This is a genomic window from Ensifer sp. 22460, assembly GCF_052044935.1.
GTDB lineage: Bacteria > Pseudomonadota > Alphaproteobacteria > Rhizobiales > Rhizobiaceae > Ensifer.
Genome location: NZ_JBQENZ010000003.1, coordinates 295540 through 308815 on the forward strand (window position 1 = coordinate 295540; position 13276 = coordinate 308815).

Sequence of the window (13276 nt, forward strand, 5' to 3'; positions counted from 1 at the left end):
CGCATATCGCATGCAAACGAAAACAAACGGGAGAAGTTTGCCATGTACCGTCGTCAATTGCTTGTTGCTGCAGGCGCTCTGAGCCTCAGCGCCCTGGTGCTCTCGCCGGCGGTCTTCGCCGCCGACGCCGCGCCGGATGTGGTCGCGGCCTATGTCGCGGCCTGGAACGCCCATGACTCGGCCAAGGCCGCATCCTACTTCGCCGACGACGTGACCTATTACGACGCGTCCGTCGGCAAGCCGGTAACCGGGAAAGATGCCGCCAAGACCGGCGTCATCGACAACTTCCTGAACGCCGTTCCCGATGCGGTCTGGACCATGAAGGGCGACCCGATCGCTGCCGGCGACAAGGTCTCCTTCGAATGGGAATTCTCCGGCACCAATTCGGGCGCCTGGGCCGATGGCACGGCCGCAACCAACAAGAGCTTCAAGTTCACCGGCGCTTCGGTCCTCACCATCAAGGACGGCAAGATCGCCTCCCAGAACGACTATTACGACGCCCTCGGCTTCTACAAGCAGCTCGGCTTGATGTAACTGGCCTTGCACATTGGCAGCCGCAGGCTCCGGCTTGCGGCTACTCGCTTCTTTTGCCCACAAATCATGATTGCAAAACTCATAAATAACTTGCGTCGCAAATAATCTTGAGTAACACGATCACCTTATGAGTTTCTGACCGCGCTCAGAAGGTGTCGCATGCTTGCAGGACGGCGTTCTTTTACGGCTGAGTTTCCGATCGGGCGTACCCGCGCGCGGGTGACGCCATGACGGCTGCCGTTTCCGAACCAGTCGTCGCGACAGGTGGTCCCAAGGCGCTGTCGGCCGCCTTTGCCGGCACCCATGCCTGGTGCAACGAGAAGATGGTGCTCTCGGACGGACTCTCCGACGGCGTTGCGCTGCCGGACTTCTTCGCCTCTGGCGCCTTCGACCGGGCGCTCGACGTCTACACGGAAAAATCCGGAGCCAGCGATCGGCGCGCCGTCGCCTCCATGTGGTCGCTCTATTATTTCTCGAGCCTCACCATCCCCTATCTGGTGGCGCGCGTGCTCGACCATCAGGTGCTCCCCGTCACGTTCGATCAGATGAAAGTGGCGCTTGCCGAAGACGGCCTGCCCCGAACCTTCGGCGTCGCGACGTCGGGCGACTGGCAGGCGGGCGATGATGCCGACGTCTTCGCGACGCTCGCGCCGCTGATGCAAGGGCACCTGCGCGAGGTCGTCGGTTACCTCAAGTCCGTCGGCGGCATCGCCCCGAAACTCGCCTGGAACAATGCGCTCGTCTACATCGACTATGCGCTGCGGGCCTCCGGCATCGAGCCGCTGAACGCCCAGGCCGATGCGCTGATCGGCAGCAAAACCCTGCCGGACGGCACGCCCAATCCCTTCTTCGATTGCCTGCGTCACGAGGAAGAGGACGGCGCTCGCGTGTGCCGCCGCAAGATCTGCTGCCTGCGCTACCTGCTGCCCGGCGTGCCGAGTTGCGGCAGCCTCTGCGCCCTTCCCAGCCAAAGGAACCAATAGGCTTGCTTCATCGCTGCATTTTCCAGACCGCCCGGCGGTTCTTCCTCGTCATCCTTGCTGCTCTGACGCTAGCAACCGCCGCCCATGCGGAAGGCCAATGGCCGATGACCGTCACCGATGCGGTCGGCCGTGTGGTGACGATCCCGGCAAAGCCCAAGGCGATCCTTCTCGGGAGCGGCTTCAATCTCGTCGCGCTGTCGCTGATCCATCCCGATCCCGTCAGCCTGCTTGCCGGCTGGTCCGGCGACATGAAGGGCGACAATCCGGAGATCTACGAGAGCTTCCGGCGGAAGTTTCCCGCGATCGCAGACGTCCCGCAGATCGACGACGGAACCGGCCCGGGCCTTTCCTTCGAGACGCTGCTGACGCTGAAGGCCGACCTTGCCATCCTCGCCAATTGGCAGGCCGACACCGAACCCGGCAAGCGCGCCATCGACTATCTGACCGGCATCGGTGTTCCTGTCATCGTCGTCGACTTCAACAATGATCCGCTGACGAGCACGCCGCGCATGATGCGCCTGCTCGGCAAGATCCTCGAACGGGACGAACAGGCAGACGCCTTCGCTCAGTTCTACGAGGACAAGCTGGCCTTGATCCGGGCGCGCCTCGCCGCCAGGCCGGAGCCACGCCCTCTGGTGCTGATGGACGCCTTCCCCCAGGCCGACCGCTGCTGCTGGGCCTATGGCACCGGCGGCCTCGGCGAGTTCCTGACGATTGCCGGCGGCCGCAACATCGCCGAAGGCACGCTGCCGCGGCCGGGCGGCACGGTCAACGCCGAGGCGGTCATGGCCGCCAATCCCGACATCTACATCGCTACCTCCTCGCCCGGCGGCAAGTACGGCACGCTCTCGATCGGCCCGGGTATCAGCGAAGACGAAGCGCAACAGACGCTCGCCCGCACGATCGAGGCGCCCGCCCTTTCGAGCATCCGCGCCGTACAGGAAAAGCGCGTCCATGGGCTTTGGAACTTCTTCAACGCCATCCCGCTCAACATCGTCGCGGCAGAGGCCTTCGCCGCCTGGATCCGGCCGGATCTCTTTTCCGATCTCGACCCGAAGAAAAGCCTTGCCGAGATCAACACCCGCTTCGCCGCGGTCCCGTTCGAAGGCACCTACTGGGTGGACCTGAAACCGGCGGACTAGCATCCGCTTTGTCCTCACCAGCAATAGAGTCCGTCCTTGGCCGAGAACCATCGGCTCCTGCTTATGGTCGCGTGTTGTCAGCCGCCGAGCACCCTATATAAGTGCGGTCACGGCCATGCCTCTTGAGGGCAAGGACCGTCTAAAGCTTTGATCGGCTGCATGGTTTCCCTCTTGCATCGAATCCGATTCAAGGAATGATGCGGTGAGGAGGATCCGGATGCTTTGGTTGATTGCGTTACCGCTGGGTCTTGTCGTTGTGTACATGGCAGCGCGCTTCAGCCGTTTTCGCCAATGGGCGGAACCGATCCTCTCAGTTGCCGTAGCGGTCGGCCTGCTCGTCGCCTTCATCATCTGGTTCAGCGATCGCGACGGTCGCAAGCCCGCAGCACCTGAACCGGTCCAGACGACGCAGCCCGCGGGCCTGACCGCCGCCGACATTGCGCTTGATGGCCTGACCTTCGAGCAAAGCCAACCGGGACGAAGCTTCCGCCTGCGTGGCACAGTGACGAACAAGGGCCAGACGCTGCTCGAATATTTCCGCCTCTCCGTCACGCTGGAAGATTGCCCGGACGACGTCTGCCAGACGATCGGCGACGACGCGGCCCTCATACTCGCCCGGGTGCCGGCCGGCCAGAGCCGGCCGTTCGAGACCTTCCTCACCTTTCCGAACCGCGAAGGCCAGAGCCTGACGGCGCCGAAATGGACGACCGACATCGTCGAGGTCCGCGGCACAAACCGGTGAACAGCGGGTGCAATGCCCGGAATGCGACACAATTCCGGCGGAAACCCGCTTCAAAGTTTATCAGGAATCGCTTGTGAACAGCGCGCGCTCAGCGATTCGACAGGAGAGTGGGACACTCTAGGCGGCGTCCGGACGGCGTAGGGCTTCGACGAAGGCAACCGTCGTCGTCACCTCGGCGAACTCGGCGCGCAAGGTCGCGACATGGGCCCGGTGGACATCCCGGGCCGCGATTACCGTTCCATCTCCATCCGGCTGGTCGAAGCAATCGCACGCATCCTCGACGAGGATCATGCGGTAGCCGAGATTGGCGCCAACGCGCACCGAGGTGGAGACGCACATGTCCGTCGAGATGCCGAAGGCAACGACTGTATCGACGCCAAGACGCCGAAGCCTGAGGTCGAGATCGGTACCGATGAAGGCCGCGTTGACGCTCTTGGTGACGAGTGGTTCGCCGGCCTGCGGCTCGAAGCCGGGCCGGAAGGCGTTGCCGGGTGCACCGGCTCCAAGCGTCGAGCCCGGCATGACGCTGTCATGGCGGACATGGATCACCGGCCGGCCGGCCCCGCGCCAGGCGACAAGCAGGGTGAGACCGTTCCGGTCGATATCGGCATTCCATCGGCGCGGCCAGGGGGCGCTGTCGAAAGCCTGCTGCATGTCGATCGGCAGCAGCACGGCATTGTCGGGCACGACTGGTATTTTCATGGCAAAGCTCCTTCGTTGCGAGAAGGAAGCTACCTGTCCTATCGTCCGGTTTCACTGGACAAGATGGCGCCAAACCGGACAAACGTCCGGAATTCGCGCAAAAGGAGATGCAATTTGACGGAACTCGACGACAAGGATCGGCTGCTGCTGGCAGCGCTTCGCCAGGATTCACGCCAGAGCCTGGTGGCGCTCGCCCGACATGCCGGCCTCTCGCGCAGCGGCGTGCACGAGCGTCTGCGGCGCCTCGAAGCCAAGGGCGTCGTCGCCGGCTACACCATCCGTCTCGGCGTCGAGGACAAGAACCCGACGGTCAGGGCCCTGGTCGCCATCACATTTCAGTCCAGCAAGAATTGCGACCACATCGTGCCGCACCTTTCCGCCCTGTCGCCGGTCGTCACATGCTGGTCGCTCGCCGGCTCCACCGATCTGATGGTGCTCGTCGAATGCGCTACGAACGGCGACCTCGACACGATCCGCCGGCAGATTTCCCTGATCCCGGGTATCGCCACTGTGCAGACGCATGTGGCGCTCCGGACCCATTTCGATCGCAGAGATTAGGTGGGACGGCCTCGGCCGATCCCACTCGGTTGATGAGATGGATCAGACCGGTCGGCTGATCTCGTCGAGATACCAGTTGATGTAACGAAGCTCGTTATGCTCCATCGGCGCGATCGGACCCGGCACGAAATAGTGCGAGCGCACGCCGCGCGACGTGTGCTCGATGATCGCCTTGTCCTCCTCGGTCGTCACCTTCCACAGCCAGGTCAACCTGTCGAGATCGTAGTCGCACCCTTCCTCGGCCTTGCCGTCGACCAGCCAGATCAGCTCCATCTCCGACGTCTCCGCCGTCTTCGGGATGAAACGGTAGATCATGCCATGATCGGGATAGCAGACGAGGAAAGTGGTGCCGCCCAAGTGGATCGAGGTGACGCCGCCGTCGAAATCGCTGAAACGCCCCATGAGCCGGCTCAGCGCCTGGCCGTCCTTGCTGCCGGTCTTGGCGCCGTCATAGAGCGGATAGCGGAAGGCGTGCACCGCCTCCTTCCCCGTGACAGATGTCTGCCAATGGTTGCCGGAGCCGACCTCGATGCCGAGTTCGCAGGTGCGCGCCTCCATCCGGGCGTTCAGTTCCTCGATCATGTGCAGCGGCTGTTCCAGCGCATGCGTTTCGGAATATTCCGGATGCGCCGGACCGCAGTGATAGCACTCGACATAGTTCTCGACCGCGAGCTTCCAGTTGGCATCGACCGGATAGGTCTGGCGATGGGCGATCTTGGCCGACCCCCAGCCATATTGCCCGCAGGTCGCGTGCAGGAGATGCTCGACATCGCTGAAATCGAGCGGCTGGTCGGCGAATGAGATGAAGATCAGCCCTTCGATGACACGCACATGGAGCTTCTTCAGCCCATGGTCTTCGCGCCGGAAATCCTTCGGCATCAACCGCGCCGCCTTCAGCGCGCCGTCATTGCCATAGGTCCAGGCATGGTAAGGGCAGACGAAGGCGCGGGCATTGCCCTTGTTCTTGGCGCAGACCTCGGCGCCGCGATGGCGGCAGACATTGAGCATCGCGTGGATCTCGCCACTGGCCGTGCGGGTGACGATCACCTGCTCGGAGGCCATGCGGAACACCTCGAAGTCATTGGCGTTCGGGATAGCGCTCTCATGCGCCACGCAGTGCCAGTGGCGGCGGAAAACGCGCTCCAGATCACGTTCATAGATTTCCGGGTCGAGATAGAAGGCGCGGGCAAGCCCATGGCCGGGACGATGGGCAGCAACCAGCTGATCGATGCGGTCGCCGGTGACAGTCGTAGTCTTGAGCTCCGAAACGAGCATGGGGTTGAACTCCAACAATTTTGGACCGGAAGGACCGCGTTCCGGCGCGCGTGTAAATTTCATCGGGCACCGGATGGCGCGCCCTCTGCCGTTGGCGCGAGATCCGCCCCGCCCAGGTCCGCAGCATCGCGGCGCGTTTCCCTTCCCTCGTCTGCTCTCTTGGAGCGCGACGTCGAAAGGCGCCGCCTCCTCTCGCCTCGCCGCCTGAGGCTTGGGGCTGGCCAGGCGTCTCCTTCTCCCCGTCAGAACGGGGAGAAGGTGGCCGGCAGGCCGGATGAGGGGCGCTTCCCCCACCACGCGAACGAGGGGCAGCTTCAGGCACCTACGCCTCCGTCCCCAATGCAAACGCCATCGCTCGCGAACTTCGGCGATACCTCAGCTCGACGTAGTCCTTGCAATCTGTAGATGACGGATCGGCCAGACCTGGCCCCCGCTGCCTCCGCCCCGCGACCGGGGCGGAGAGCTAAACTCAGCAGAAGATCTGGAACCTCTCCCTGATCGCCCGATCGATATCCGGCGCGATCACCGATGGGGCTGCTTCGGCCAGAATGCGGTTTTTCCTCTCGATCGCCCGCGCCACCAGATCGGGGCGGCCGATCTCGACCCATTCCTTCGGGCTCGTGCGATCGGCGACCGCCGGATAGATGTATTCCGTCTGCATCAGCCCAAGCGTCTGCGGATGGCCGAGATAGTGACCGGGGCCATCGAGGCAGACCGAGCGCATGGTTTCGAGCGAGACCGAATCCTCCGTCACGTCGATGCCGCGGATGCAGCGCTGCACCTGGCCAAGCAGATCGTCGCCGAGCACCAGCGACTCCAGGCAGAAGCCGAGCAGCGAGGCATGCATGCCGACGGCCTCATAGACCATGTTGAGGCCGGAAAGCCCGGCCATGACATTGGAGATCGCCTGCTCCCAGCCGGCCTGCATATCAGGCAGCTTGGCGTCGGCAATGCCGGCAGCGGCCCCACCGGGCAGGCGGTAGAACTGGTGCATCTGTGCGCAGCCGGCCGTCAGCAGCGCCTGCTCGCCGGAGCCGCCGGACATCGCCCCCGTGCGCAGATCCGAAACGAAAGGCCAGGTGCCGAAGACCGCCGGATGTCCCGGCGACATGGCGTTGACATAGACGACGCCCGCCAGGCATTCGGCGACCGCCTGCACGATCGCGGTTGCGAGCGGCGCCGGCGCGGTGGCGCCCGCCTGGCCGGCCGAAAGCAACAGGATCGGCATGCCGGCACGGATGCACTTCTCCATGGTGATGCAGCTTTCCTCGGCAAACTTCATCGGCGGCACGACGAAGCAGTTCGAGTTGGAAACGAAGGGCCGCGCCCGCCATTTGTCTTCGCCGCCGGCGATCATGTGGATGAGATCGAAGCAGCCGTCGACATGCGAGGGATCGGAGAAGCTGGTGCCAACATGTTTCGTCGTGCCGGCACAGCAGGCATAGAGCGTGTTGACGTCCATCAGGAAATTGTCGGCGACATCCCGGCAGACCATGGCGCGCTGGAAGAAATGCACGTTGTCGAGATGGTGGACGAGCTGTGCGGCGTTCAATAGGTCCTTGGCGGTGGATTCGCGATATTCGCGCTTCTCGACGTCGACGATATGCACGGCCGCGCCGGCGGTGCCGTAGTAAACGCGGGTGCCGGTGAGCTCGAGATCCTGCTTCGGATCGCGGGCATAAAGCGTGATGTCGCGCGCGGCGATCGAAAGCATGTCCTCGACCAGGGCGCGCGGGAAGCGGAGACGCCCGTCATCGCCGAGAATGGCGCCTGCGGCGGTCATGATCTCGATGCCCGATTTCGGCGCGTTGGCGAGCCCGATCTGTTCGAGCGCATCGAGCGCCGCCTCATGGATGCGCTTCACGCCGGCATCGGTCAGCGGCTTGTATTGCCCGCCGGAAAGGCCGGGACGCACCGGCCGGATGTTTTCGGCCAGCGGCGCCGAACGCAGCGCCACCCGCGCCGCCCGCCCGCCGGACCGTCTCGAAGCCGCAACTGCGCAATCGTCAGCCATCATCATCTCCCAATGGGCGGGTGTGTCCTCGCCCCCTCATTCGCGCGGTGAGGTTAAAGCCCCTCATCCGCCTGCCGGCACCTTCTCCCCGTTTTGACGGGGAGAAGGGACTTGCTGCTTCCGCTCGTTCCCCTCCTCACCGTTCATGAGGAAGAGGATTATCTGTCTTCTGCGCCCGCCTCGTCCGTCCCCTGCCCCTTTCCCCGCCTGCGTAGAGAGGAACGAGCCCGGTGCCACGCGTCCCTTCTCCCCGTCAGAACGGGGAGAAGGTGCCGGCAGGCGGATGACGGGCAATCCTCAAGCACCGAACACGATGCCCGACGCCAGTCCCAAACGCCTGACCTACATCCGCACCCGCTCGGAGCGCGGATCGTACATCGGCTTCAACGACGCCTCCGCAGCAACCCGCGTCCCGGCGATCTCGATCTCGAAATGCGAGCCGAGCACGTCCTTGTCGCTCTCGCCTTCCGAAGGCACGTAGCCGAGGCCGATCGCGCCGCCGAGGTGGTGGCCGTAATTGCCAGAGGTGATCGTGCCGACGATCTTGCCGTCACGGACGATCGCCTCGTTGTGGAAGAGCAGCGGCTCCGGATCGGCGAGACGGAATTGCACCAGCCGGCGCGAGAGCCCGCGATTGTGCTTGGCCAGCACCGCCTCGCGGCCGATGAAATCGCCCTTGTCGGCTTTGACTGCGAAGCCGAGCCCGGCTTCGAGCACATGGTCCTCGTCGGTGATGTCGTGGCCGAAATGGCGGAAGGCCTTTTCGATGCGGCAGCTGTCGAGCGTATGGATGCCGCAAAGCTTAAGGCCCAGATCCTGCCCCGCTACCTCCAGCGCCTCGAACACATGCGCCGTCTGGTCGGTCGAGACATAGAGCTCCCAGCCGAGTTCGCCGACATAGGTGACGCGATGCGCACGGGCGAGCCCCATGCCGACCTCGATCTCACGTGCCATCCCGAAGGGATGGGCTGCGTTGGAGAAATCGTTCGGGCTTACCTTCTGCATCAGCTCCCGCGCCTTCGGCCCCATGACGCAAAGCACGCTTTCGCCGGCGCCGACATCGGTGATGACGACGAATTCGTCGGCAAGATGCTTGCGCAGCCAGGCAAGATCGCGCTGCAGCGTGGCGCCGGGCACGACCAGCAGGAAGGCGGTCTCCGACAGACGCGTCACCGTCAGATCGCTCTCGATGCCGCCGCGGGCGTTGAGCATCTGGGTGTAAACGATGCGGCCGGGCTCGACATTCATCTCGTTGGCGCAGAGCCGCTGCAGGAAGGAAAGCGCATCGCGCCCCTCCACCCGGATCTTGCCGAAGGAGGTCATGTCGAACAGGCCGACGCCGTTGCGCACGGCCAGATGCTCGGCCTTCTGGTTTTCGAACCAGTTCTGCCGCTTCCAGGAATAGCGGTACTCGCGCTCCTGGCCTTCCTTGGCGAACCAGTTGGCACGCTCCCATCCCGCGACTTCGCCGAAGACGGCGCCGCGGGCCTTCAGATGCTCATGCAGCGGCGAGCGGCGCACGCCGCGGGCCGTTGCCATCTGGCGATAGGGGAAGTGATCGGCATAGAGCAGACCGAGCGTCTCGGAGACGCGATCTTTGAGATAGGCGCGGTTCTTCTGGAACGGCTGCGCCCGGCGGATATCCACTTCCCAGAGATCGAAGGGCGGCTCGCCGTCGTTCATCCATTGGGCGAGCGCCATGCCGGCGCCGCCGGAGGAAACGATGCCGATCGAATTGTAGCCGGCCGCCACCCAATAGCCCTTCACTTCGGGCGCTTCGCCGAGATAGTAGCGGTCGTCGGGCGTGAAGCTTTCGGGGCCGTTGAAGAACGTATGGATGCCCGCCGTTTCCAGCATCGGCATGCGGTTGACCGCCATCTCCAGGATCGGCGCGAAGTGGTCGAAATCGTCAGGCAGCTGGTCGAAGCAGAAATCCTCGCGGATGCCGTCCATGCCCCAGGGCTTGGCCTTGAGCTCGAAGGCGCCGATCAGCATCTTGCCGGCGTCTTCCTTGTAGTAGGTGCACTCGTCGGGCACGCGCAGCACCGGCAGGCGCTTGAGCTCCGGGATTGCCTCGGTGACGATGTAGAAGTGCTCGCAGGCATGCAGCGGCACGGTGACGCCGGCCTGGCGGGCGAACTCCCGGCCCCACATGCCCGCACAGTTGACGACATGATCCGTCTCGATCGTATATGTCTCGCCGTTCTGCTCGCAGGTGACGCCGGTCACCCGACCATCCTTCTTCAGCACGGCCGTGACCTTGACGCCCTCGATGATCGTCGCGCCGTTCTGCCGCGCGCCCTTGGCGAGCGCCATGGCGATGTTGGCCGGATCGCACTGGCCGTCGAGCGGCAGATGCACCGCCGCCTTCACGTCAGAGGTGTTGAGGTGCGGATACATCGCCTTCACCTCATCAGGCGTGATCTCTCGGACGTCGACGTTGAACGCTCGGGCGAGCGAGGCCTGGCGATAGATCTCTTCCTTGCGCTCCTCGGTCAGCGCCACGGTGATCGAGCCGTTCTGGCGCATGCCGGTGGAAATGCCGGTTTCGGCCTCGAGCTTGACGTAGAGGTCGGCCGAGTATTTCGCGAGCCGCGTCATGTTCTGCGAGGCACGCAGCTGGCCGATCAGGCCGGCCGCATGCCACGTGGTGCCCGAGGTCAGCTGCTTGCGCTCCAAGAGCACCACGTCGGTCCAGCCGAGCTTGGCCAAATGATAGGCGACCGAACAGCCGGAAACGCCGCCGCCGATGATGACTGCACGGGCTTTCGAGGGAATGGGCTTGCTCATGCGCGCAGTCTTTCATTGGAGGGATCCCAGAGCGGCTGGTCCGCCTCGACTGTCGCCTTGAAGCGGTCGCCGAAGATCTCGACCTCGATTTCCTTGCCGGGCACGGCGAGATCGGCGCGCAGCATGCCGAGCGCAATCGACTTGCCAACGCGGTAGCCCCAGTTGCCCGAGGTCGTCTCGCCGACCACCTGGCCATCCGACCAGAGCGTCGACATGTAGGGCGCGTCGCAGCCGTCGGCGGCGACCGTCAGGGTGACGAAGCGCTTGCTGACGCCCTGCTGCTTCTCCCGTTCCAGCGCCGCCTTGCCCTTGAAACCGGGCTTGGCCCAGTCGACGAAGCGCTCCAGCCCGCCCTGAAGGATGGTGTAATCGGTCGAAAGATCGCCCTTCCAGGCGCGGTAGCCCTTCTCGATGCGCAGGCTATCGAGCGCCTCCATGCCGAATGGCTTCAGGCCGTGTTTCTGGCCCGCGGCCCAGACGGCGTCGAAGATGACAGCCGTATCCTCGACCTTGGTGTGGATTTCCCAGCCGAGCTCGCCGGCAAAGGAGACGCGCACGAGCTGGCAATAGCGGCCGGCGATTTGCGCCGTCTGGTGCGTGAGCCAGCCCTTGACGAGATCGGCCTCGCTGACCTCGGCGAGGATCGCGCGCGACTTCGGCCCGGTCAGGATCTGGCAGGAGAAGGACTTGGTGACATCGTCGATGGTGAAGGCGGCATTGGCCGGCCGGTGCTTCGTCAGCCACTCGAAATCGTGCCACTGCGCCGTTGCGGCGGTGATCAGGAAGAAGAAGTCCTCGTCAATCATCATGACCGACATTTCGGTGACGATCCGGCCCTTGTCGTCCGCGAAATAGGCAAGGCCGATACGACCCGGCTTCGGCACGCGCCCGGTGATGAGGCCCGAAAGCCACGCGGTCGCCCCCTCGCCCTTCACCCGGAAGCGCGAGAAGCCCGGCAAATCGAGAATGCCGGCGGCATCGCGCACGGCCAGACACTCCTCCTCGATGCGCTTCGCCCACGGCCCCGCGCGACCCCAGGTCTGCGTCGCACCTTCAGAGGTGTCGTCGCCGGGTTTGGCGTACCACATGGCGCGCTCCCAGCCGTTATAGGGCTTGAACTGCGCACCGAGTGCCTGGATCCGGTCGTGGATCGGTGACAACTTCTTGCCGCGGCCCGCCGCCCAATAGTGTTTCGGGAAATGCATCGCGTACTCGTGGCCGTAGATCTCCATGCCCTTGGCGATACAATAGTCCTGGTCGGTATAGTCGGTGTAACGGCGTGGGTCGCAGGACCACATGTCCCACTCCGTCTGGCCCTCGGTGATCCATTCGGCCAGTACCTTGCCGGCGCCGCCGGCCTGACAGATGCCGAAGGTAAAGACGCAAGCCTCAAACGCATTGGGCACGCCCGGCATTGGGCCGATCAGCGGGTTGCCGTCGGGTGCATAGGGGATCGGGCCGTTGATGATCCGCGACAGCCCGGCCGTGCCGAGGATCGGTACGCGTTCGACGGCGTCGTTCAGGTACCATTCCAGCCGATCGAGATCGTCGGGGAAGAGCTGGAAGGAGAAATCCTCTGGCATCGGATCGTCAGGCGTTACCCAATGGGCGCGGCAGTTGCGCTCATAGGGCCCGAGGTTCATGCCGTTCTTCTCCTGGCGGAGATAGTAGGAGCTGTCGACGTCGCGAAGAAGCGGCAGCTTGTGGCCCGCCTCCTTCGACCAGGCGGCAAGCTCCGGGATCTCGTCGAACAGGATATACTGATGGCTCATCACCATCATCGGCACGTCGCGGCCGAACATCTTGCCGACCTCGCGGGCATAGTAGCCGGCGGCGTTGACGACGTATTCGCAGCGGATTTCGCCCTGCGGTGTGGTGATCACCCATTCGTCGTTCTCTCGGCGCGCCGCCGTGACGGGACAGAAGCGGATGATTTTTGCGCCCATGTCGCGCGCGCCCTTGGCGAGCGCCTGCGTCAACTGCGCCGGGTCGATGTCACCGTCATAGGGATCGTAGAGCGCGCCGGTCAGCTCGTGCGTTTCGAGGAAAGGGTAGCGGGCGCGCATCTCGTCGGGCGACAGGATATCGAGATCCATGCCCTGGTAGCGACCCATGCCGACGACGCGCTTGAACTCCTGGAGGCGCTCCTTGGAGTGGCCGAGCCGGATTGAGCCAGTGACGTGATAGTTCATCGGATAATCGACGAGTGCGCCGAGGTCGCGATAGAGCGATGCCGAGTAGCGCTGCATGTTCATGATCGACCAGGAGGACGAAAACGTCGGCACGTTGCCGGCCGCATGCCAGGTCGAGCCCGCCGTCAGCTCGTTCTTTTCCAGAAGCACGCAATCGGTCCAGCCGGCCTTGGCAAGATGGTAGAGCGAGGAAGCGCCGATCGCTCCCCCACCGATGATCACGACCCGTGCGTGCGACGGTAAATTCGACATCAACTGTTCCCTCGTTTTGGCGGAATTCTTGCCGGGGAAGCAGTGCGCCATCAAGCGACGGAAACAGGCTTTATTGATCGACAAATTCGATT

The 13276-nt window shown here is 64.0% G+C and carries 10 protein-coding genes; 5 read left to right on the forward strand and 5 right to left on the reverse strand.

The window, feature by feature from the left end; genetic code table 11:
* Window positions 1–42: 42 nt before the first annotated feature.
* The 4 genes from ACTJKM_RS05650 (at window position 43) to ACTJKM_RS05665 (ending at window position 3401) form a co-directional block, all read left to right on the forward strand.
* Window positions 43–534 carry an ester cyclase gene (locus tag ACTJKM_RS05650; RefSeq protein ID WP_058326804.1) on the forward strand — a complete coding sequence of 164 codons (492 nt, stop codon included), beginning with the start codon at window positions 43–45 and terminating at the stop codon, window positions 532–534.
* Between the two features lie 227 nt (window positions 535–761).
* The gene (gene fhuF, locus ACTJKM_RS05655) at window positions 762–1517 is read left to right on the forward strand and encodes a siderophore-iron reductase FhuF (protein ID WP_058321560.1); all 756 of its coding nucleotides are present in this window, start codon (window positions 762–764) and stop codon (window positions 1515–1517) included.
* Window positions 1518–1534: 17 nt separating this feature from the next.
* Window positions 1535–2659, forward strand: coding sequence for an ABC transporter substrate-binding protein (locus tag ACTJKM_RS05660; protein ID WP_058321572.1), 1125 nt, complete (start codon window positions 1535–1537; stop codon window positions 2657–2659).
* Between the two features lie 217 nt (window positions 2660–2876).
* Entirely contained in the window at window positions 2877–3401 is a 525-nt protein-coding gene (locus ACTJKM_RS05665; RefSeq protein WP_058321559.1) for a DUF3426 domain-containing protein, read from the forward strand.
* Window positions 3402–3518: 117 nt separating this feature from the next.
* Here the strand turns inward: ACTJKM_RS05665 and ACTJKM_RS05670 are convergent, their stop codons facing one another.
* Window positions 3519–4103 carry a cysteine hydrolase family protein gene (locus tag ACTJKM_RS05670; RefSeq protein WP_058326806.1) on the reverse strand — a complete coding sequence of 195 codons (585 nt, stop codon included), beginning with the start codon at window positions 4101–4103 and terminating at the stop codon, window positions 3519–3521.
* Window positions 4104–4217: 114 nt separating this feature from the next.
* Between ACTJKM_RS05670 and ACTJKM_RS05675 the strand changes: the two genes are divergently transcribed.
* Window positions 4218–4661 (forward strand): Lrp/AsnC family transcriptional regulator, encoded by a 444-nt coding sequence (locus ACTJKM_RS05675; RefSeq protein WP_245296063.1) that lies wholly within the window; start codon window positions 4218–4220, stop codon window positions 4659–4661.
* A gap of 42 nt (window positions 4662–4703) precedes the next feature.
* Here the strand turns inward: ACTJKM_RS05675 and ACTJKM_RS05680 are convergent, their stop codons facing one another.
* The 4 genes from ACTJKM_RS05680 to ACTJKM_RS05695 all read right to left on the reverse strand — a co-directional run bounded on the left by ACTJKM_RS05680 (window position 4704) and on the right by ACTJKM_RS05695 (window position 13184).
* On the reverse strand, window positions 4704–5936 hold the full coding sequence (locus tag ACTJKM_RS05680; RefSeq protein WP_058326807.1) for an aromatic ring-hydroxylating oxygenase subunit alpha: 1233 nt from the start codon (window positions 5934–5936) through the stop codon (window positions 4704–4706).
* 469 nt (window positions 5937–6405) lie between these two features.
* Window positions 6406–7950: a trimethylamine methyltransferase family protein gene (locus tag ACTJKM_RS05685; RefSeq protein ID WP_058321571.1), complete on the reverse strand. Its 1545-nt coding sequence runs from the start codon at window positions 7948–7950 to the stop codon at window positions 6406–6408.
* Window positions 7951–8292: 342 nt separating this feature from the next.
* Window positions 8293–10740 (reverse strand): GcvT family protein, encoded by a 2448-nt coding sequence (locus tag ACTJKM_RS05690; protein WP_058326808.1) that lies wholly within the window; start codon window positions 10738–10740, stop codon window positions 8293–8295.
* Window positions 10737–13184 carry a GcvT family protein gene (locus tag ACTJKM_RS05695; RefSeq protein WP_058326809.1) on the reverse strand — a complete coding sequence of 816 codons (2448 nt, stop codon included), beginning with the start codon at window positions 13182–13184 and terminating at the stop codon, window positions 10737–10739. The genes ACTJKM_RS05690 and ACTJKM_RS05695 overlap by 4 nt, the downstream gene beginning before the upstream one ends.
* Between the last annotated feature and the right edge of the window lie 92 nt (window positions 13185–13276).